Annotated in this window: 28 protein-coding genes, 2 tRNA genes and 1 pseudogene; 16 read left to right on the top strand and 15 right to left on the bottom strand. The window is 39.5% G+C overall.

Annotated features, from left to right (window positions below; translation table 11 throughout):
* Window positions 1–107: 107 nt before the first annotated feature.
* The 4 genes from LQ983_RS09930 (at window position 108) to LQ983_RS09915 (ending at window position 2,063) form a co-directional block, all read left to right on the top strand.
* A complete protein-coding gene (locus LQ983_RS09930; RefSeq protein WP_230622559.1) occupies window positions 108–803 on the top strand; it encodes a helix-turn-helix transcriptional regulator in 696 nt (231 codons plus the stop codon).
* Between the two features lie 86 nt (window positions 804–889).
* Window positions 890–1,201 (top strand): type II toxin-antitoxin system HigB family toxin, encoded by a 312-nt coding sequence (locus LQ983_RS09925; protein WP_230622558.1) that lies wholly within the window; start codon window positions 890–892, stop codon window positions 1,199–1,201.
* A 2-nt stretch (window positions 1,202–1,203) separates the two neighbouring features.
* On the top strand, window positions 1,204–1,668 hold the full coding sequence (locus tag LQ983_RS09920) for a type II toxin-antitoxin system HigA family antitoxin (protein WP_230622557.1): 465 nt from the start codon (window positions 1,204–1,206) through the stop codon (window positions 1,666–1,668).
* Between the two features lie 11 nt (window positions 1,669–1,679).
* Window positions 1,680–2,063, top strand: a complete 384-nt coding sequence (locus tag LQ983_RS09915; RefSeq protein ID WP_230622556.1) for a hypothetical protein — start codon at window positions 1,680–1,682, stop codon at window positions 2,061–2,063.
* A 438-nt stretch (window positions 2,064–2,501) separates the two neighbouring features.
* On the opposite strand, the gene LQ983_RS09910 is transcribed toward LQ983_RS09915, so the two are convergent.
* Together LQ983_RS09910 and LQ983_RS09905 are read right to left on the bottom strand one after the other, a co-directional pair.
* Entirely contained in the window at window positions 2,502–3,137 is a 636-nt protein-coding gene (locus LQ983_RS09910; RefSeq protein ID WP_230622555.1) for a hypothetical protein, read from the bottom strand.
* Between the two features lie 392 nt (window positions 3,138–3,529).
* Window positions 3,530–4,015: a hypothetical protein gene (locus LQ983_RS09905; protein WP_230622554.1), complete on the bottom strand. Its 486-nt coding sequence runs from the start codon at window positions 4,013–4,015 to the stop codon at window positions 3,530–3,532.
* 399 nt (window positions 4,016–4,414) lie between these two features.
* On the opposite strand from LQ983_RS09905, the gene LQ983_RS09900 reads away from it, so the two are divergent.
* Together LQ983_RS09900 and LQ983_RS09895 are read left to right on the top strand one after the other, a co-directional pair.
* A tRNA-Lys gene (locus LQ983_RS09900) sits at window positions 4,415–4,491 on the top strand.
* Window positions 4,492–4,599: 108 nt separating this feature from the next.
* Complete coding sequence (locus tag LQ983_RS09895; protein WP_230622553.1) at window positions 4,600–4,797, top strand: hypothetical protein; 198 nt, start codon at window positions 4,600–4,602, stop codon at window positions 4,795–4,797.
* On the opposite strand, the gene LQ983_RS09890 is transcribed toward LQ983_RS09895, so the two are convergent.
* On the bottom strand, window positions 4,775–5,047 hold the full coding sequence (locus LQ983_RS09890; protein ID WP_230622552.1) for a CRISPR-associated protein Cas2: 273 nt from the start codon (window positions 5,045–5,047) through the stop codon (window positions 4,775–4,777). The genes LQ983_RS09895 and LQ983_RS09890 overlap by 23 nt on opposite strands.
* A 245-nt stretch (window positions 5,048–5,292) precedes the next feature.
* Between LQ983_RS09890 and LQ983_RS09885 the strand changes: the two genes are divergently transcribed.
* From LQ983_RS09885 to LQ983_RS09865, 5 genes are read left to right on the top strand one after another with little or no spacing between them, the layout of a single operon-like run.
* Entirely contained in the window at window positions 5,293–5,637 is a 345-nt protein-coding gene (locus LQ983_RS09885) for a hypothetical protein (protein ID WP_230622551.1), read from the top strand.
* A complete protein-coding gene (locus LQ983_RS09880) occupies window positions 5,634–5,930 on the top strand; it encodes a hypothetical protein (RefSeq protein WP_230622550.1) in 297 nt (98 codons plus the stop codon). Before LQ983_RS09885 ends, LQ983_RS09880 begins: the two co-directional genes overlap by 4 nt.
* Window positions 5,930–6,853, top strand: coding sequence for a hypothetical protein (locus LQ983_RS09875; RefSeq protein ID WP_230622549.1), 924 nt, complete (start codon window positions 5,930–5,932; stop codon window positions 6,851–6,853). The genes LQ983_RS09880 and LQ983_RS09875 overlap by 1 nt, the downstream gene beginning before the upstream one ends.
* 13 nt (window positions 6,854–6,866) lie before the next feature.
* Window positions 6,867–7,625: a phage recombination protein Bet gene (gene bet, locus LQ983_RS09870; protein ID WP_230622548.1), complete on the top strand. Its 759-nt coding sequence runs from the start codon at window positions 6,867–6,869 to the stop codon at window positions 7,623–7,625.
* The gene (locus tag LQ983_RS09865; protein WP_230622425.1) at window positions 7,622–8,233 is read left to right on the top strand and encodes a YqaJ viral recombinase family protein; all 612 of its coding nucleotides are present in this window, start codon (window positions 7,622–7,624) and stop codon (window positions 8,231–8,233) included. The genes bet and LQ983_RS09865 overlap by 4 nt, the downstream gene beginning before the upstream one ends.
* Here LQ983_RS09865 and LQ983_RS09860 read toward each other — a convergent pair.
* Window positions 8,230–8,583: a hypothetical protein gene (locus LQ983_RS09860; protein WP_230622424.1), complete on the bottom strand. Its 354-nt coding sequence runs from the start codon at window positions 8,581–8,583 to the stop codon at window positions 8,230–8,232. The two genes, LQ983_RS09865 and LQ983_RS09860, sit on opposite strands and share 4 nt — an antisense overlap.
* 307 nt (window positions 8,584–8,890) lie before the next feature.
* On the opposite strand from LQ983_RS09860, the gene LQ983_RS10080 reads away from it, so the two are divergent.
* Together LQ983_RS10080 and LQ983_RS09850 are read left to right on the top strand one after the other, a co-directional pair.
* Window positions 8,891–9,016, top strand: coding sequence for a DUF551 domain-containing protein (locus LQ983_RS10080; protein WP_370636687.1), 126 nt, complete (start codon window positions 8,891–8,893; stop codon window positions 9,014–9,016).
* A gap of 38 nt (window positions 9,017–9,054) precedes the next feature.
* Complete coding sequence (locus LQ983_RS09850) at window positions 9,055–9,243, top strand: AlpA family transcriptional regulator (RefSeq protein WP_230622546.1); 189 nt, start codon at window positions 9,055–9,057, stop codon at window positions 9,241–9,243.
* Here LQ983_RS09850 and LQ983_RS10075 read toward each other — a convergent pair.
* The 5 genes and pseudogenes from LQ983_RS10075 to LQ983_RS09830 all read right to left on the bottom strand — a co-directional run bounded on the left by LQ983_RS10075 (window position 9,240) and on the right by LQ983_RS09830 (window position 13,446).
* The gene (locus LQ983_RS10075) at window positions 9,240–9,788 is read right to left on the bottom strand and encodes a tyrosine-type recombinase/integrase (RefSeq protein ID WP_370636685.1); all 549 of its coding nucleotides are present in this window, start codon (window positions 9,786–9,788) and stop codon (window positions 9,240–9,242) included. The two genes, LQ983_RS09850 and LQ983_RS10075, sit on opposite strands and share 4 nt — an antisense overlap.
* 492 nt (window positions 9,789–10,280) lie before the next feature.
* Window positions 10,281–10,494, bottom strand: a pseudogene (locus LQ983_RS10070) (integrase arm-type DNA-binding domain-containing protein); the annotation flags it as partial.
* 234 nt (window positions 10,495–10,728) lie between these two features.
* Window positions 10,729–10,805: transfer RNA gene (locus tag LQ983_RS09840), tRNA-Val, on the bottom strand.
* A gap of 183 nt (window positions 10,806–10,988) precedes the next feature.
* Window positions 10,989–11,519: a bifunctional 3-hydroxydecanoyl-ACP dehydratase/trans-2-decenoyl-ACP isomerase gene (fabA, locus tag LQ983_RS09835; protein ID WP_006718349.1), complete on the bottom strand. Its 531-nt coding sequence runs from the start codon at window positions 11,517–11,519 to the stop codon at window positions 10,989–10,991.
* A 142-nt stretch (window positions 11,520–11,661) separates the two neighbouring features.
* Complete coding sequence (locus LQ983_RS09830; RefSeq protein ID WP_212509652.1) at window positions 11,662–13,446, bottom strand: Lon protease family protein; 1,785 nt, start codon at window positions 13,444–13,446, stop codon at window positions 11,662–11,664.
* 145 nt (window positions 13,447–13,591) lie between these two features.
* Between LQ983_RS09830 and matP the strand changes: the two genes are divergently transcribed.
* Window positions 13,592–14,038, top strand: a complete 447-nt coding sequence (matP, locus tag LQ983_RS09825; RefSeq protein ID WP_006718352.1) for a macrodomain Ter protein MatP — start codon at window positions 13,592–13,594, stop codon at window positions 14,036–14,038.
* A 58-nt stretch (window positions 14,039–14,096) separates the two neighbouring features.
* On the opposite strand, the gene cspD is transcribed toward matP, so the two are convergent.
* The 4 genes from cspD to LQ983_RS09805 form a co-directional block, all read right to left on the bottom strand.
* The gene (gene cspD / locus LQ983_RS09820; RefSeq protein ID WP_109128629.1) at window positions 14,097–14,306 is read right to left on the bottom strand and encodes a cold shock domain-containing protein CspD; all 210 of its coding nucleotides are present in this window, start codon (window positions 14,304–14,306) and stop codon (window positions 14,097–14,099) included.
* A 203-nt stretch (window positions 14,307–14,509) separates the two neighbouring features.
* Window positions 14,510–14,674 carry a YoaH family protein gene (locus tag LQ983_RS09815; RefSeq protein WP_212509653.1) on the bottom strand — a complete coding sequence of 55 codons (165 nt, stop codon included), beginning with the start codon at window positions 14,672–14,674 and terminating at the stop codon, window positions 14,510–14,512.
* A 53-nt stretch (window positions 14,675–14,727) separates the two neighbouring features.
* Window positions 14,728–15,441, bottom strand: a complete 714-nt coding sequence (gene truC / locus LQ983_RS09810; RefSeq protein ID WP_212509654.1) for a tRNA pseudouridine(65) synthase TruC — start codon at window positions 15,439–15,441, stop codon at window positions 14,728–14,730.
* Window positions 15,438–15,752, bottom strand: coding sequence for a YqcC family protein (locus tag LQ983_RS09805; RefSeq protein ID WP_212509655.1), 315 nt, complete (start codon window positions 15,750–15,752; stop codon window positions 15,438–15,440). Before LQ983_RS09805 ends, truC begins: the two co-directional genes overlap by 4 nt.
* A 109-nt stretch (window positions 15,753–15,861) precedes the next feature.
* On the opposite strand from LQ983_RS09805, the gene LQ983_RS09800 reads away from it, so the two are divergent.
* Both LQ983_RS09800 and queF read left to right on the top strand, forming a co-directional pair.
* Complete coding sequence (locus tag LQ983_RS09800) at window positions 15,862–16,644, top strand: Zn-ribbon-containing protein (protein WP_212509656.1); 783 nt, start codon at window positions 15,862–15,864, stop codon at window positions 16,642–16,644.
* Between the two features lie 8 nt (window positions 16,645–16,652).
* Window positions 16,653–17,492 carry an NADPH-dependent 7-cyano-7-deazaguanine reductase QueF gene (gene queF, locus LQ983_RS09795; protein ID WP_230622544.1) on the top strand — a complete coding sequence of 280 codons (840 nt, stop codon included), beginning with the start codon at window positions 16,653–16,655 and terminating at the stop codon, window positions 17,490–17,492.
* Window positions 17,493–17,550: 58 nt separating this feature from the next.
* On the opposite strand, the gene LQ983_RS09790 is transcribed toward queF, so the two are convergent.
* Together LQ983_RS09790 and ftsH are read right to left on the bottom strand one after the other, a co-directional pair.
* Window positions 17,551–18,087, bottom strand: coding sequence for an elongation factor P hydroxylase (locus LQ983_RS09790; RefSeq protein ID WP_230622543.1), 537 nt, complete (start codon window positions 18,085–18,087; stop codon window positions 17,551–17,553).
* Between the two features lie 83 nt (window positions 18,088–18,170).
* Complete coding sequence (ftsH, locus tag LQ983_RS09785) at window positions 18,171–20,081, bottom strand: ATP-dependent zinc metalloprotease FtsH (RefSeq protein ID WP_230622648.1); 1,911 nt, start codon at window positions 20,079–20,081, stop codon at window positions 18,171–18,173.
* Window positions 20,082–20,122 lie beyond the last annotated feature (41 nt).

Here is a 20,122-nt window from a genome sequence, read left to right as displayed (position 1 = left end):
AATTAAAATTCTTATATAGAATATAAGATATATTATAATTTGTAAAGGATTTCTTATTTGATTTTATATAAGTTTATTTATAGGATCGGACGATTAAGGAGGGTTTTATGAATACACTTGCTGAAAGATTGCAGTTTGCAATGGATAAAATGGGTAAAAACCAAGTTGAATTAGCTGCATTAGCCGGAACATCACAAGTAACGATCAGTAATATTTTGAACGGAGTTACAAAAAGCCCTAGAAATGGCTTACAAATAGCCAAAGCTTTGAAAATTTCGCCGGAATGGCTCTTAAATGGCACTGGTGACATGGTACAGCCCCAAATAAAATCAAACGTAGCCGAAACAGGCTCATTTGACCTGTGGGACCGTAATACTCCGTTAAACGATGACGAGGTAGAAGTTCCGCTTTTCCAAGAAGTACGCTTAGCCGCCGGAAATGGTTTTGCTGATGATATTGCAGACTATAACAACTTCAAATTGCGTTTTTCCAAAGCAACACTACGTAAACAAGGCGTACAGTACGAAAATGCGGTATGTGTGATTGCTGATGGAAATTCAATGGAGCCGGTTATTCCGGATGGAACAACGGTGGGAATTGATTTGGGCAATAAGACAATCCGAGACGGCAAGATATACGCTATCAATCACGGCGGCTTGTTGCGCATAAAACTACTCTACAATATGCCAAACGAACAAGTGAAAATACGTAGTTATAACAGCGAAGAACACCCAGATGAGATAGCAGACATGCAAGATATATCAGTCATTGGGAAAGTCTTTTGGTATTCAGTTTTACTATAGAAACTAACACTGGATATTGTTGATTTATGATAATTACTTTTTTATAAGTTTCCTTTTTGGAAACTTTCTGTATAATGGCAGGCTAAATGAAAATTCTAAATAGAACCTTGCTTGATAAGTTCATAGTGAAACACGCCAACGCTAAATCGTCACTCTCAAGCTGGATGACTCTCATCAAGCACAATAATTTTACTCAAGACAAGGATTTTAAAAATCTATTTGGTATAAATAATGTAGATTACATAGCCAACAATCACTATGTTTTTGATATAGGTGGAAACAATTACAGAACTTTTGTTAAAGTCGTTTTTACCCAAAATACTATGATAATAAAAGGCATCTATACTCACTCAGAGTACGATAAACTTGATCTAAGAAAAGAAGCAAAAAAAGGTTAACTATGATTAAACTCATTAAAACAGAACAACAGCACGAACAAGCAATGCAGCGTCTTCTTGAGCTGGCAGAGTTGGATCTAGAAACAAACCGAGACGCTGCCGACGAATTTGAATTGCTTTCTGTCTTGGTGGATCATTATGAATCGCAATGTACAGAAGTACATCAAGCTGATCCTATTGAGATTATTCGATTCTACATGGAGCAACACAATCTCACGCATAAAGATATGCAGCCTTATCTAGGGTCAAAAGGAACTGTTTCAAAAATACTAAACTATAAAGCTCCTCTAACCCTATCTAAGATTTGGAAATTGAATGAAGAGCTTGGTATTCCGGTTGAAATACTTGCTCAAAAATATCAAATTCAACAAAAAAATATTAAAGAAACTATTCTGGAAACCTTCCACAAGGCATTTGAATTAGTTTCTTCACAAAAAAACTATCAATTTACTACAGTTAAGATATAGCGAGAAGATATATGAAATTTGATATTAAACATGAGGGATTTGTTTCAAACATTTCTTTATTATCAAAATCCCCAGAAAAAGAATCAATTAAGGGTAAAGCAGTTCCAACAACATTATCTATCACCCCGAGTCTTCATAGTAGCGATGATGATGATAGTAAAGAATATGGAGTAACTATTAAAGTTGAAATCAAAAACAACATTTTTGATCTTGAACTTGAACATCTTTTTGTTATTGAATTTAAAGAAAATCCGACACAAGAGCAAAAAGAAAGCGAAGAAATGAGAGTCTTACTCATTAATTATTTATATCCGTATTCTCGCTCATTTATTGTATCCACATTAGCGCTTGCAGGTTATAACACAGTTAATATGCCTGCATTTATTGCAGACTAGAGGGATATATCTACCCAAACAAACCGCCTTCGGGCGGTTTTCTTTTGCCCATCTACCACCAAACTCCCCTCATGTAAATCTATATAGATCTGATTTAGATCTAAATAGACCTAAAACACCGCACTTTTCTACCGCACTTTTCTACCGCACTTTTCTACCGCACTTTTCTACCGCACTTTTCTACCGCACTTTTCTACCGCACTTTTCTACCGCACTTTTCTACCGCACTTTTTCAAAGTGTAGCCCTGTTTCGCTCTCTTATTGCTCAAAAAACAAGCAAACAAAATTCTTTTCTTTAGAAATCAATTATCTTTACCCTTAATCAAGAGCGAGCATTATCTCAATGTTAGAGAATGGCGGCTATAGTTCAGTAAATATGCCTACCATTGCAATTCAATAAGTATCAAAAAAGCCACGCATTGCGTGGCTTATGTTTTGTTAAAAATGTTTCCACTCTAAACCTTGAGTAGTAAAGGTAAATTGAGCTCGTCCGTAATCATAAATTGGAAACTCGATAACCATTTTCTTAGCACTTTTTAGTTTATCCACAAATTTCTTCATGCTTTTTTTTCCGCTAAGAAATAATACGTCATTAGAGCCACTTTCTGATTCGCTTACTGCATACTTCTCTATATTTTCATCATCAAATTTTACTGAAATATTACAACCATCAATTCGACAAGAGAACTGCCCCTTAGATAAATTAAACATCACATCATTCCCATACTCACTATGCTTACGCAACACTAGAGTAATGCTTGATCCACCTTGGTAAGGAAATGATAGTTCAATAGTATTATCAGATGCTTTAGACGCAAAATAAGATGTTTTATTTCTCATCTCATCCTTGCTTTCTCTATATCGCCAAGATGCAAGTTCCGCTTTTAACTTAGCCAATTCATCATCTAATTTTTGTTGTAGTTCTTTTTCGCTTTGAGATGGTGATTTTAGAAATACCGAATCATAGCATTCAAGTCGTTTAGCGCTATCTTCAATCTTGGCACAGCTTTCGCCTGTTTCTGTCGAAAAAGCAATGGAAGGGAAAAGACATAAGCCAACAAGTAATTTTTTCATATAAACCTCCATAAAAAATATAGCGGAATTATCACATAATCCTACTTTTATTCCGTGATCAGAATCTCAAATCACAACATTTACCGATTAAAAAATGAGCAAATAAACACATTTCTTGAAAATTTATTTCTTTAAAAATCAATAAAATATAAGAATATTTATAGATTTCATATAAAATTCTATAAGAAATTGCTTTACTATATATAAGATATCTTATATAATACACCCAACAAAACGAGATACACAATCTCAATGCTCTTTAAAAATTTGAAACAGGTTAATAATGGGTAAAAAAATACCCACTATTATGTGGGTATAAAAACCTATTTTTTAGTAGGCGGTGGAGTTGGTTTTTTGGGGTTATATGAATAATCATCGCTCATAACAAATCCTTAATTAAAACTTTCACCGCAAAACCATGCGATAGCTGACTGATAACAATTTAGTTTGGTGTCATCTTCTCGGTTCAGCTGAATAGCTGAGCGTTTATGAGAAATGTCGCAAAATACTCCGATAATATGATTATCAATAGCATCGGTCTCGGTTAAGGCGTTATTAAGTTCATCGTCATTCATTTTTGGATAACGTTTAATTAACGCTTGATATTGACCTTTTGCGACTTGTGACAAAGCGGCTTTTTCGCCGAAACGATAAACAAGAGAAACAATACTCAATATCGCCAAAACAATCCCAACAAGGATATTAAAATTCGCATTTGGGAAGTAGCGACTTAGATCGCCAATAATGGCAGATGAGAGTAGTAATTGGATAGTAACTAACAGGTTATTTAGGCGAGCATTAAAATGATAATAGATGTTCTCTAAATTATAGCTGTAATAAAGTTCAAAGACTAAATCTTCTCTTGTTTTACCGTTCATTTTTAGATCCTTACTTTGGTTTGGGCGGTGGCGTTGGTCTCGGCGGAACGTGACCTTTCTCCTCTCTTCTCATAGAGCTTTCCTCGATTAAATTATGGTCGCAGGGGAGCATTATATTCCTCGCAGTGGTCGCAACACAAGAGGGCTTGAGCCTTACAAGCATAAAGAAAGGCGCTCATCATTAACCTGTTTCGAGTTTTAGACAATTTGATCTCATGCGGGATATAAATTATCGGCTGATTTAAGTCGAGTAACCCCCAAGCAGAAAACTGTGTCGCGTGTTTAACCGAAAAGAGGTGGTTGGCGAATCAAGGGCAGCGCTGTTTATATCTTTAAGCAATCCTTCGAGGATATGAGGATGGTCGGGGAAACGGCAAACAAGCCCACGGACCAGTTAATGTCGCAGTAGTTACAACCGATAGAACGGCGGACTTTTAATCCGTGCGATGGTGGTTTGAATCCACCCTGCGACACCAATTCAAAGCGCATTTGCTAGGACAGAGATATTTTGGGAAGTACAACCGGAATGAATGATAGAAGAAGTGCGCTTTGAAATGGCAAACATAAAATAAATGAGGTTAAAAATGGAAGAAAAAAAAGAAAACAGCCTATCTGAAAGAGATAAAGAAAATATCAAATGGGCTGTATTGAGAGCTGTTGAAAATGGCTGTTTAGAGCCAGAATTAATCGCTCAAAGATGTTGTTCAGCAATCGAAATAATTAATAGAAATGGGCTAAACACTGGTAATGGGAGTATATCTACCTCATCCAATTCTGCCTAATGTATTCACCATTTCCTTCAGGCAGATTATTCCAAGCAGCACTATTCATATCCGTAACAAAGACACTATCGTTCTTATCTAAATAAATGAGCAGTTCATTACGAATTTGTTCTGCAGATTTATTGGATTTGATATACCAAACTGATTTATGAATAGCAGCCCAAACTTGATGGCTTTTAATATAACTAATCAATCCATCGTAATTTTGCCCAGCTTTGTATAAATCGTAAGAAATTAAATAGTTTCTCATAGAAGAATCCTTATTTGTGCTGTGAGAGATTTAATTATATTCCTTAGTGTTGTGAGAGACAATAAGGGCTTGAGCCTTACAAGCATAAAGAAAGGCACTTATTCAACGGCTCTTGTGTTTGCTAATAACAAGAGCTAACTAGCAACCCCACAGCCGAGCATGAGGGCTTAAAACTTATGCAACCTATAAAATTGGTTCCTTAGGTTTGCCCTCTTTTTACGGAGGGCTTTTTTTTGAGGTGAAAAATGAAACAACAACGATTTACTACCGCACTTTTGAATCAACATCCAAGCCGAAAAAAACAAATCATCCAATGGCTTGATAAATACCTACACTGGATTGTTTGCGCAGTGATTACCGCTTGCGTTTGGGGTGTTGCGCTAATTGGGTTATCCCTTTCACGCCCTACTCTTGCCGTTGATACTGACTACAACAATAACGCGGTAAGCGAGCAAATAGCAAAGGAATGGCAACGTCAAGCGAGCCTTGAGTTCGGCGACATTCCACGTGAACCAACAGCAGAAGAACTTCGATACATGAAAGCCTACACAGCGCAAAAACAGAAAGAATTAGATGAGGTGCGGAGATGAGTTTACAAACATATTGGGAAAATAGTCTAGAAGCTGATCATCACGCACAAATTGAAGAGGCGGAACGATACGAAGTCGAGCTTGAGGCGGAAAAATCCCGAATTGATGAGGCTGCAAAAAATGGTGACGAATCACTAATTGACGCAATCAATAACGCAATCTCTCTTAGTGATGATGACTTAAATATGCAGTGGTTAGCGATTGGTACTGGAGCATGGGATAAGTTAGCAGACCTCCGAGACAACGCGATCGCAATTGTGGCCAAACGAAATTTAGGAAGAGGAATGGCATAATGAACACCGAATTTAATTTAGTTTTAACAACCGAAAGTAAAGTTGTTGCAACAAATTTCAAGGACTTTGAAAAACAAGCTGACGCGTACTTAAAAACGCTTACCGAAAAATTTGAAACAGATGACGATTTTGCCCGCGCAAAAGAAGAAGTTAAAGAGCTTGAAGCGGTTGAAAAACGAATCCGTGCGGTAATTGACGGCGTGAAAAACGGTAGCAAAGAAGTCTCCGAGCTATTAGATAGTGCTGCTGAGTGGGCTGAAACATTTAGACAAGAGCGCTTAAAACGCAAAAAACTTGTTGAATCCAAAGAAGCGGAAATTAAACAGCGCATTGTCAATGGTGCGCTTGATGAAATTTCGGAAATACGCGGCAAGTATGAAAGCTCTGTCTCTCTTGCGCTCGAACAGACTATGCCGAAATCAGCAATAACAAACCGCCTCGAAGAGGCGACAAAAAACAAAAGAAAGCTTGATGGATTAGTTAAATCGGTTAATGCCGAAAAAACGTTAATTCTTGCTGAATTGGCCCAGGAATCCGCACGAATTACAGCGCGTTTAAAAATGATTCCGGTTGCATATGAGCATTTATTTAGAGACGCACTGCAATTAGTTGCCGGCACGGACGACCTTGAGCCAATTATTGCGGAGCGAGTAAATGCCGAACAACAGCGTGAGGCAGAGTTAAAAGCAAAAGCCGAAGAAGATGCCAAAGCAAAAGCGGAATCACAAGCCATTGCGTCCGAAACAGAAACACAAAGTGCGGTAGAAAAAACACAAGAAAATTCGACCGCACTTTCTGATGAGCCGACATTTAACTTCGAAATCCGCATTGCATTTACCGGCACGCAAGAGCAAGCAATCGCCTTGGCTCGAAATATCAAAGCACAGTATGGCGACAATGTATCACTTAAAAAAATGAATTAAAGGATAAAACGAAATGGCAACAGCACTACAACATCTGACAGACAAACTGGCTAAACGTTTTGAAATTGCGGACGGTTCCGACTTGATGGCGACATTAAAAAATACCGCTTTCAAGGGTAATGTAAATGACAGCCAAATGACCGCACTTTTAATCGTGGCGAATCAATATGGATTAAATCCTTGGACGAAAGAAATTTACGCATTTCCCGACCGTCAAAATGGTATTGTTCCGATCGTCGGCGTTGATGGTTGGGCGCGAATTCTCAATGAAAACCCAAATTTTGACGGCATCGAATTTGATTTAGACGATGAAAAATGCACTTGCCGAATTTATCGCAAAGACCGCTCAAAACCAATTTCGGTAACGGAATATATGAGCGAATGCTTTCGTGAAATGGGCCCATGGAAGACACATCCGAAAAGAATGTTACGTCACAAAGCGATGATTCAGTGTGCGCGCTTGGCGTTTGGTTTCACCGGTATTTACGACCAAGATGAGGCAGAACGCATCGCGGAAACGCAGCGTGAGCCGGTAAACGTAACGCCTAAACAAAACGTGATAGACGTTTCGGCGTTGATTACATCCGAACAGAAAGAAATGTTAATCGGTTTAATTGACGCAACCGGTACAAGCATGGAAAAACTACTGACGGCATACGGTCATGCAGATATTTCCGAAATGACAAAAGAGCAAGCCGACAATGCCATATCGATCCTGAACGGTCGCCTTGATAAGCAACAAGAAAATGATGGAGAAGATGTTCCACTATGATTGACGGTCTAATAACGCTTGATTGCGAACAAGGCTCGGAAGAATGGTTAAAAGCCCGTTTAGGTATCCCCACCGCAACGGGCTTTGAAAATATTGTGACGGCAACCGGTAAAAAATCAAGCGCGCAAATCAAGTATATGGCCGAGTTGATCGAAGAAAGCATCTTGGGCGGTGGCGATACGTTTAAATCCGGTTTTATGGAACGAGGCAACCAGCTTGAACCGCAGGCGCGCGCCGCTTACGAGTTTTTAACTGGTAATGACGTTATTCAGGTCGGCGGCGTGTATCTCAACGAAAACCGCGATGTAATGGTTAGCCCCGACGGATTAATTCCGTCACTCAAAAAAGGGCTTGAAATCAAATGCCCGAAAATGAGTACCCATATCCGCTATTTGCTTGAGGGTGGCGTGCCGGCTGAGTACGTCATACAGGTGCAGGCGAATTTATGGGTAACGGGCTACGAAACTTGGGACTTTGTGAGTTATTGCCGCGAGTATCAAAAACAAACGCTTTATTTGTTTACCGCCGAGCGCGATGAAAAATTAATGAAAGCGTTTGACGAACATATCCCGCAATTTGTTAAAACGCTGAAAGCGTATAAGGGCTAATTAAGTAATTCATCCAAAGTTAAAAATGGTTCAGGATCTAATGATTGATGAAATCTTCTATCTCTGAACTTTTTCTTCAAATTTAATGCAACCTTATCCGCCACCCCAAGAATTTCTTCTGAAATATCTTTTCCTTTAGTTGCGGGAAATTGAAATGAAATATTGCAAATACAAGGAGGTGGATTTATTTCTGAGCCAGTCCCTTGACTATGCTTATCCACATACTTGAAATCAAATTCAATATTTGGGAAATCTTTAGACAAATAATGTCTCAAGGCTTGAATATATTCGTCAAAATATAAATGTAATTGTTCTTTAACTTGAGAGCTTATATGAATAGTGCATTTCATGAATATATCCTTATTATTAATAATTTATTAGGTTAATAAATAGCATATACCAAATCATATTACAACAACCCGCTCACAAGGCGGGTTTTCTTTTATCTACAAACAACACTTAAATAACAGGAGGCTCGCATGAGCAAAGCTAACTTTGATAAAACATTATCTCAACTTAATCGCGGCGAATTAAACGCAGAATGAACCGACGCACTAGCTGAAGTAATTAAGGCGGTCCGCGAAACTCACAAACAAGGGACGCTAACATTAAGCTGAAAGTATCCATGCTTAATACGCGCACCGAAAACAATTCGACATAGCTTGGCTTGATGACGGCAAATACAACGACGGCTTCTGTTTTGTCGGCTCTACCTATGGTTTTGACTTGCCGCAGGTTACCCATTGGCAACCACTCCCGCCACCGCCACCACCAACCGAATAACCAATGGCCGCAAAGGGCGGTTTTTTATTGGAGTAAATATGACTGAAGAATTACTAAGATTAAAAAATACGGCAAGAGTATTAGACATTAGTCGCTCTACTCTTTTACGCAGAATGAAAGACGACAATGATTTCCCTGCACCAATAAAAATCGGCAGATTCCTTTACTGGAAATCTACCGACATTCAACGTTATATTGACTGCAAACAGGCGAAAATGGCTAATTAATCCGATGTTAAGCACACTGCAGCAGATTCTCTCGCTCTCTCCTCAACAAAATCCCCCCACCACTGCATATATTCGATCCGTTGCGTTAGGTACTTAGCTTTATTGTAAGTGCCTCGCACGGATGAATATTCAAAGTGAGCAAGGCAAACTTCAATAATTTCCGGATTAAATTCGGCATTATTCATTGTGGTACTAAAAATAGATCGCAATCCGTGGGCCGTCAGTGTATTTTGATACCCCATTCTCTTAATGGCTTTGTTTGGGGTTTCCTTGTTCATTGGCTCATTTGAGTTTTTAAACCCGGTAAAAACATACTTTTGATTGCCTGTGAGTTTCTTCATTACAGCAAGGACAGCAAGCGCTTGTTTTGATAATGGCGCAATAAAATCCTGTACTTTTCCAACTCTCCCCTTCATTTTGTACTTTGGTATGTACCAAAGTTTTTCATCAAAATTAATTTCACTCCATTCCATTTGTGTTAATGCGCCAACACGAGTAGCGGTCAACAATAACAATTCGATTGCGCACCGAACCTCTAAAGACATTTTAGAGGATTGAAGTGCAGCAAAGAATTCAGGCAATCGTTCTGGTGGGATTGTCGGGTTATTTTCCGCTATGGGTCTTAAAAATCCCTCAGACAAATTAGCAATAGGATTGCTATGTAACAAACCAATATTCACACCAAGGGTCATTATTTTGCTCATATACCCGATAACTCGATGTAATGTGTCTAGTTTCCCCTCTTTTTCTAAATACTTTAATTTGTTTCGTGCCAATGGCGCAGATATGTTTTTTAGCTCCATGTGGCCAAAGTGCGGTAGCAAATGGCGAGTAACGCGATCGACAATATCATCATAAGTAACTTGTTTTAAATTCCCTGCTTTTACCTCATGATGTTTGAACTCAAACCATTTTTCAGCAAGTGTAGAAAATAGATTTTCTTTTTCCTGTAAGGCTTCTTGCTCAATAATAAAATTATGCTCTTGCGGATCGATATTTTTTGCTAATAGCCCCCGGTATTCATCACGCTTAACCCGAGCATCCGCAAGCGATAATTCAGGGTAACTCCCTAAGCTAATAATCGTTCTTTTTTTTTGTGATTGGCTTATAATATTGAAATCGCCATATCTTAGATCCGGTAACACGAACAAATAAAAATAGACCATAACCATCGGACAAAGAATAATCTTTCTCTTTCGGTTTAGCTTTTGTAATTTCCGTTGTGGTAAGTGGTTTAACGAGTTTTGGCATAGGAAACCTTGGTATTATCAATCCTAAATTGATGGTATTACATTACCTTTTTACTGATTTTTAGTATTACAAATACAGAAAAATTGAAGTTATGATACTAAATGTAATACTAAAATCATGAAATTGAATGATACTCTATGAAACTTTATGAAACAATAAAATAAACAAAAAGACTGTAAGTGTCTGATTTTATGTGATGAATGGAACTTTATGATACTTTATGAAAAGAAAGGATGGTGCGACCGGCTGGACTCGAACCAGTGACCCCCACCATGTCAAGGTGGTGCTCTAACCAACTGAGCTACGGTCGCAGTGAAAAGTGCGCTAATAATAGCTACCTTTTTAGGCTAAAACAAGTTTTTTATTTGATTGCATGGATGACTGCAAAAAAATTAACCAATTCATTATAAAGATAAAAATATTGCAAAAACAAACCGCACTTTCCTTGCTAGAAAAGTGCGGTCAAAAATTTGAATGTTTTTTAGAAACGTGAATTAGAAACTTGACGTATCTTGGAAAAGACCTACTTTCAAATCGGTTGCGGTGTAGATTACACGGCCGTCCACTTCCACTTCGCCGTCTGCCATGCCCATGACTAATTTACGGTTAATCACGCGTTTCATGTTGATACGGTAAACCACTTTTTTCGCACTTGGCAAAATTTGCCCGGTAAATTTCACTTCGCCAACGCCTAAAGCGCGGCCTTTACCTTTACCGCCAACCCAGCCTAAGAAGAAGCCAACTAATTGCCACATAGCATCTAAACCTAAGCAACCCGGCATTACCGGATCACCGATAAAGTGACAAGCAAAGAAAGGTAAATCAGGATGAATATCTAATTCGGCTTCAATATAGCCTTTGCCAAAGGTACCACCATCCTCGGTCATTTTTACAATACGATCCATCATTAACATGGTCGGTGCAGGTAGTTGCGGACCTTCTTTGCCAAACAATTCGCCACGTCCAGAAGCCAATAAATCTTCGTAAGTGTAACTGTCTTTAATGTTTGGAGTACAAGTGTTCATTATTAATCATCCTATAAAATATGGTTAAACAACGTAATGTTGAATGCGGGTTGGATTCTAGCAAAGCATTCCGTTATTTAAAATAGCTAACACTTGTACGCCAAACTTGTCCGATCAGTTAATTTTTGATGGCTATTTTGATTTAGCGATTTTTTCTCCCGAAGAACAGATCCCACAAACCGAATTTGTGAGATTGCTGTTCAGAATATTGATCAATACGCTGATGAATCAAACGAGACAACGGCAAGGTGTCAAAATCATACGTTTTATTTTCTTGTTCCACCAAATCCCGCTGCAACAAAATTTCACAGGCTTGATCCACTGTTTCTACCGGATAAATAAAAAACTCTTGGTTTTTAACCGCACTTACCACCGCTTCTGACAAACTCAGCTGATTTAGCACCGCACTTGGGATCATCACGCCTTGTTTACCCGTAAGTCCACGACGTTGGCAAATAGTAAAGAAACCTTCAATTTTGTCATTTACACCGCCCACGGCATGCACTAAACCAAATTGATCGATTGCACCGGTAATCGCGATGGATTGTGATAATGGCAAGGAAGACAAAGCACTTAATAAGACGCAAAAACTCGCTAGAGAGGCACTGTCTCCGTCAATTTCACCATAAGATTGCTCGAATACTAAAGAAGCGGAAAAGGGCAACTGTGACGGCAATTCAAGCACATTGGCCAAGCAGGCTTCCGCAATCATAATACCCTTGCTGTGAATATTACCCGCTAGTTCATTTTTGCGCTCTACATCCACAATTTCGCCATCGCCAAATTGCACGATACAACTGATTCGCGAAGGCTCACCGAAAGACAATGGAGTGCCCGGATATTCAATGATTGACAAACCATTAATTTGTCCCACCATCTCGCCTTCAGTCGCCACATAAATTTGTTCCTGCAAAATACCATCGTAGGTTTGCTCACGCAGAAAACCAAATTGCGCTGTTTTATGTTGAAAATAACGTTCAAAATCCACCGCACTGAGTGGATTAGATTCGGTTAAAAGTGCGGTCTCTGTGAGCATCATTTTTAATTTCAGCGGTGATACATTAATCAAATGGCGATTTTCACTGTCACGCACTAATAATTGATACAGTTTGTTAAAACCTCTTAAATCCAACGCCGGTAACTGATTTTGTTGGGCAACCCATTGCACATAACGCATCCACTGCTGTTGTTGCTCCGCCGTTTCCACACGGCAATAGCTTTCAATTTCCGCATAATCTGCTAGATGATACAGCGCTTCTTCCAGCTCTTCTAACGCCGCTAATTCCGTGCGATTGCCTAGCACAATCACTTTCAAGGACAAAGGGTAACTCGGAATTTCACAAGGTAACGTTTTAAATGGATGAGCGGAATACCAATCAAACACACCTGTCGTTAAAATCTGTTTCAAACGTTGCCATAAATCAAATTGTGCCAATAATGCGCCCGCACTCACGATCAATACGCCGTTATTCAGCTGGTGAACCAGCCCAGCATGAAGTTGAATATCATGAGAAGACGCATGCACTTTAAGCGAACCGAATAACTGGAACTGATCCAAATATAACGCCGTAGCAACGCTTTTTTTGGCTGCAAAATTATCTTCTAGCGATTGTGCAGGCTCAATGTAAACACGTGGAAAAGAGAAAGAATCCCCTTGTTCCACGATATATTGCACCCCACACACGCCGACTTCCGGTTGGTACGTTTTAATAAAACCTTCCAATAAAGACGCATATTCCGCTTGGTCATCCGCTTTCATCACCAATAAAGCGCGGTGAGAATTTCGGATGAAATGACGCACAGCTTCACCTGCGCGAGGTTGTAACGCAAAAAAATCCTGAGATAGTGAGGGAATCTCGGTTACCGTCAATTCCGGACGTAAGGCCTTCCAAGGCAATGTAGTATTAGATAAAGAAGATAAAGTCACATTAATCTCTGTGTTGTCTATTTAATTTGCGCGCATTATCGCACATTTCTTCCCGTCTTTCTTCGCATCGCGTAAAAATCTGCTAGAAAAATGCCGATAAACAGCGTATAGTGACAGAGTTACCACGTCACTAAATAGAATTCCTATGAAATATCAAAAGCTAGAAAATCAAGAAGCTCATTGGAAATGGGTGTATTTAACAAAGAAAGCCCGTGAAGGTGAAAATGTCACACGCTATGCAGAAAAAAGTTTGCAAGAAGACATTGTTAAACAACTCATCGGCTGCCAAAACTATCCGCAAAAAATTGAAGAATGGATAAAAGCGCATTTAGCCCCTGAATTGGTGATTAAAATGGATCAGGCTATTCGTGCTAGAAGAAAACGTTTCTTCAATGGTGAAAAACAATCCACGAAGAAAAAATCTATTGATTTGGAATATGCGGTTTGGCTTCGTTTATCAAAATATTCCCGCAAAATGAAAATGACGCTCTCGGAAACTATCATGTATATGATTGATGAACGAGAGAAAAAAGCGTTATATGAAAATCAAATGTCGGCAATGAAAGCCGGATTAAAAGATTTACTCAAATAAAAAAGACAAGTCCAACTGGGCTTGTCTTTATTTCAATGACTAAATAAGGAAATCTTTATTATTCTGCTACCGGAATAATTTTTGTTGCGTGTGAACCTTTGTCACCGTGAATCACTTCAAACTGAACTTTTTGCCCCGCTTTTAATGAGCGATATCCATCCATTTCGATCACAGAATAATGTGCAAAAATATCAGTATCACTGCCTTCTGCAGAAATAAAGCCAAATCCTTTTGCATTATTAAACCATTTAACAACACCAACTTCCATAATTTAAACCTCTTATGGTTTTCGTCCTTTTAGAACTACGTTTACTTCAATAAGACAATTGCCCTATCACCTTGATATGTTGGCATTTATATTTAAATAAATTTCTCTCGCACGCAATAAGAAAAGTTGTAAAATCAAACCGAGATCACAAAAAATAACAAAATTAATCAGCAAAATCCCTTCAGCTTTTATAATTTCCCATTTTATTCATTTTTATTTTGTTTTTGTGTATTTTGTTCTCGTAACTGTTTTGCCACTAAGGCAATGGCTTCACCACTTCCCACACCTTGCGACATTAATTCTTGAATTTTTTCAACGGCAAGTTGTTGCTGTTCATGCGTTAAATTAAGTAAATCATTATCTAACATTTTCTGTCCTTTATTATTTGCATAAAAAGTGCGGTCGTTTTTTTATGTATTTTTTACCATTGAAAAATCTGCATTACATTTTTCCATTGCTCATCTAACCCTGCCTGAAGCGTAATTGACTGTTGCGTTAACGGATGAACGAAGGTTAATTTTTCCGCATGTAACATTAAACGAGAGCAGCCAGTGTGTTCTGTCAAAGCACGATTTTGGTGTAAATCGCCGTACTGCGTATCGCCTAAAATCGGATGAAAAATATGTTTCATGTGACGACGAAGCTGATGTTTACGCCCGGTTTTCGGTATTAAGCGAACCAATGAATAACGAGAAGTAGCATAGCGCCCTACGCCATAAGGCATTTCAACGGTTTTTAATCCGTCATAAAACGTGACCGCACTTTGAGGTTCTTTATCCTGTTGCGCAAATTTATCGGCAATTTTATCCAATTGAACTTTCAACGGATAATCAATTTCGCCCTGCCCTGTCACATAACCACGAACCACCGCCAAATATTCTTTTTCTGTTTGTTTTTGCTCAAATTGATGACATAACAAATTTGCCATTTCACTATTTAATGCAAACAACAGCACACCGGATGTAGGCCTATCCAAACGATGTATGGGATAAACCAATTGCCCAATTTGATCACGTAATGTTTGCATCACAAATTGGGTTTCATGACGATCCAACCAGCTACGATGAACCAACATACCTGCCGGTTTATTCACCGCTACTATATGCTCGTCTTGATATAAAATCTCTAACGTCATTGTTGTTGCAGCAATTCTTCGATTTCAATGATCGGGCGTAGTAATTCTGCCAAATACGCCTCTTCTTTTAGTGCTTCTTCCAAATAAGGGCTGATCGCAATTTGGCTTGGCAACGGTGCCTGACTTTCCAAAAGGGCGTACATGCGCGGAATAAAAATCCATTGTAGCCATTCTGTCGGGCTCATGGTATCTAACGCAAAAGGCTGATCGCTCAAAAACGCCTCTTCTTGTGGCGGCAGTGTTTGCCACAACGCTAAACGCTCCATAGTTTGCTGTAAATTTTGTAAATGTAATCGGGTTCGTTGATACATAAAAAAGACCTCGTAAAAAACGGCTCATTGTAGAAGATTTCGCGTTTTTGCGCCAGCCATGGCAAATTTAGTGTAGAATTTGCCCTTTCAACTTTAACGTTACCTTTCTATGTATTTAATCGAAGCCTTTTTCTCTCTACAAAGTGATCAATTTTCCTTGGAAAAACAAAATCATTGCGTTAATCAAATAGTTGAACAATGGCGCTACAATGGGCAAATTATCGGACGTGAAATTCCACAATTTGTTGCTGAACAGGAAAATCAGACGGGGTTGGCCGTACGTGTTACCTGCCCGGAGCAAACCTCCCTTTTGGCAGAATTCAATAATTCCTTGGTTGATGATGCCATTCAGGCAACAGAAAAGTGCGGTGTGTTTTTTGAGAGTTTTCAGATTGTGGCAGAAGATCTCAATTCAGAAATCACGGCTACAGAACCTCCCCCTTGGCAACTGCTCTACACCACCTATTTGCAATCATGTTCTCCACTACAAAGCGGTGATACTTTGCAGCCAATTCCGTTGTATAAACAACTGAAAAACATACCGCACTTAGCAATGGATTTGATCAAATGGCAGGAAAATTGGCAGGCGTGCGATCAGTTGCAAATGAATGGTTCGGTGTTAGAAGAATCCGCCTTGGTACAAATTACCGACACAAAAAGCACGCTGTTTAAACATGGCTATCATTTAGCACAAGAAATTGAGCGCCACAGTGGCATTCCGACTTACTATTATTTGTATCGCATCGGGGGCGAAAGTCGCGAGGCAGAATTGCAATCTTGCTGCCCGATGTGTAAACGAAACTGGACATTAAGCCAACCACTTTTTGACTTCCTCTATTTTAAATGTGATCATTGCCGCCTCGTTTCAAATCTCTCATGGCATTGGCAATAAGGAAAACTATGCATTATCAAGATCCCAGCTTGAACGCCTTAAAACTCGGTCAGCAAACTCAATATGCAGAAAAATATGACCGCACTTTATTACAACCGGTCCCTCGCCATCTCAATCGCGACACGTTGGGCATTACACAAACGCAGCCCTTTTCCATCGGTGCCGATATTTGGACGGCATATGAAATTTCATGGCTCAACCTCAAAGGCGTTCCCCAAGTGGCTATTGCCGATGTACAAATTGATTTTTGTAGTGAGAATTTAATCGAATCGAAAAGTTTTAAACTCTATTTAAACAGTTTTAACCAAACAAAATTTGCTGACGCCGCCGAAGTGCAACACATCCTGCAACGGGATTTACAGGATTGCGCCAAAGGCGAAGTTAAGGTGCAATTAAATTCGCTGGCAGACTATACGGCGCAACCTATTGTTGCCCTATCAGGCGAATGTATTGATGAGTTAGATATTGAAATTCAGGATTATGCGTTTAACGCTGAGTTGCTGAAAAATTGTACTGGGGATAATGTGGTCGAAGAGACTTTAGTTAGCCATTTGCTCAAATCCAACTGCCTTATTACCCAACAGCCGGACTGGGGGAGCTTGCAGATTCATTATGTGGGTAAACAAATTAATCGTGAGCAGTTATTGCGCTACATTATTTCTTTCCGTCAACATAACGAATTCCACGAGCAATGCGTTGAGCGTATTTTCTGTGACCTCATGCAATATGCAAAACCGAAAAAGTTGACGGTATATGCGCGCTACACTCGTCGAGGTGGATTAGATATCAATCCATATCGCTCAAACTTTGAAGCGTTGCCACAAAACCTGCGATTAGCACGACAATAAACATCAAGTGCGGTCACAAAATTTGTTAGATTTTATGACCGCACTTTTACGTTCTAAACTAAATTCTTGTCACATCAAACTTCGTTAGATCAATACCGTCTTCTGTGCCGTAAAACTTAACTAATGCTTGTCGCAAAGTTTCCGCCCGTTTTGGTAAACCTTTTTCCGCATAGACCTTCACTTGTTCATAGACCGCCTGTTTAAACGGTTGAGTATCGCCAGGTTGTCCGTTGAGATTATCAGCGCTGGCAAAATAACGAAAACCGGCAGCGGTTGCCAAAATCCATTCTAATGCTTGCGGTTTGACTTCCACTTTTTCAAATAAACGTTGTTGCGCTTCGCTACGTCCATCAGGTTCATACCAATAGCCAAAATCTTCTAATTTACGGCGTTCTTTACCGGCGACCAGCCAGTGGGCGATTTCATGTAATCCACTGCTGTAAAAACCACGCGCAAAATAAATGGCATTGTAAGGGCAATCCTCATTTGCCGGGACATACAATGGCTCATCACCCCCTTTGACTAATTTGGTGTTGTATTCTTGTTCAAAACATTGATTAAAAATATGGATTAAATCTTCGATATGATGTTCCATTTTGACTCCCAAAAATAAACCCGCTTAAAGAAGCGGGTTGCAATAATAAAGCCTTTGCGGCGAACCGAAAAGGCTTTTTTTGTTTAGTTATCAGAGGAGGTAGAATCGTCGTTTTTTTCTACCGCACTTTCAGCCTGTTGAGTCTCTGCTGCTTTAGGCTCAGCGCGATTAGTACCTCTTGGTTCTTCCCAGCCAGCAGGTGGTGTGACCGGTTGGCGATTCATCAACTGTTTAATTTGCTCTTCTTCAATGGTTTCATATTTTACTAATGCATCTTTCATGGCGTGTAAAATATCCATATTGTCGATTAAAATTTGTCTGGCACGTTCATAGTTACGACTCACAATCGCACGAACTTCCTCATCGATCACATGCGCAGTTTCATCAGACATGTGTTTTGCTTTCGCCATGGAACGTCCCAAGAACACTTCCCCGTCATCCTCAGTGTAAAGAATTGGACCAAGTTTATCGGAGAAACCCCATTGAGTAACCATGTTACGAGCAATATTAGTTGCCACTTTAATATCGTTAGAAGCCCCTGTCGAAATATTTTCTTCGCCGTAAATCAAGTCTTCTGCTAAACGTCCTGCATACAATGTAGAAAGTTTACTTTCTAATTGTTTTTGACTGATGCTGACTTGGTCGCCTTCCGGTAAGAAGAAGGTTACACCTAAAGCACGTCCGCGCGGAATGATTGTCACTTTATGCACAGGATCGTGTTCCGGCACCAAATAACCGACAATGGCATGACCCGCTTCATGATATGCGGTGGACTCTTTTTGCTTATCAGTCATGATCATGGTGCGACGTTCAGGTCCCATGTTGATTTTGTCTTTGGCTTTTTCAAACTCAACCATCGTAACGATACGTTTATTGGTGCGTGCAGCAAATAACGCCGCTTCATTCACCAAGTTTGCCAAATCCGCACCGGAATAACCTGGCGTACCACGCGCAAGGGTCATTGCATCAACATCCGGCCCAACAGGTACTTTTCGCATGTGAACTTTAAGAATTTGCTCACGACCTTTCACATCAGGCAATCCAACCACAACTTGACGGTCGAAACGTCCCGGGCGGGTTAACGCTGGGTCTAAAACATCCGGACGGTTCGTTGCAGCAATCACGATAACGCCTTCATTGCCTTCAAATCCATCCATTTCAACCAACATTTGGTTTAAGGTTTGCTCGCGTTCATCATGACCACCACCAAGCCCTGCACCACGTTGGCGACCAACGGCATCGATTTCATCGATAAAAATCAAACAAGGCGCATTTTTCTTCGCTTGTTCAAACATATCGCGCACACGAGAAGCCCCGACCCCTACGAACATTTCAACGAAATCAGAACCGGAAATCGTGAAGAAAGGTACTTTCGCTTCACCGGCAATCGCTTTTGCCAATAACGTTTTACCGGTACCTGGAGGACCAACCATTAAAATCCCTTTTGGAATTTTACCGCCTAAATTTTGGAATTTTTTCGGTTCACGTAAGAAGTCAACGATTTCAGCCACTTCTTCTTTCGCTTCATCACAACCTGCTACATCGGCAAAAGTGGTTTTGATTTGCTCTTGTGTCATCATTCGCGCACGGCTTTTACCAAAACTCATGGCTTTACCGCCACCGCCTTGCATTTGACGCATGAAGAAAATCCAAACGCCGATTAATAACAACATCGGAAACCAAGCAATCAAGATTTGAGATAATAATCCTCTTCTTTCCGGAGGCGTACCTTCTACTTTGACTTTTTTATTTAATAAATCATTCAGTAAGTTTTTATCTTCTAAAGGAATGACTGTTGTATATCTAGAACCGTCTGCTTTGGTAACTAAAATTTCATTGTCTTCAAACTTAGCCTGACGCACCTGACTATTTTCAACATCAGTAATAAAAGTTGTATAGTCCGTTACACTACCGGTAGAAGTCGAATTAAAACTTTGATATGCCGTCATCATTACAACAGCAACAACAACCCAAAGAATTAAATTTTTTACCATATCGTTCAAGGCATTACCCCATACTTATAAAGTTAATAAAA

This window comes from Aggregatibacter sp. Marseille-P9115, assembly GCF_920939465.1.
Lineage (GTDB): Bacteria > Pseudomonadota > Gammaproteobacteria > Enterobacterales > Pasteurellaceae > Aggregatibacter > Aggregatibacter segnis_B.
Note: the sequence above shows the minus strand (reverse complement) of the source record. Positions and strands in the feature narration are given on the sequence as shown.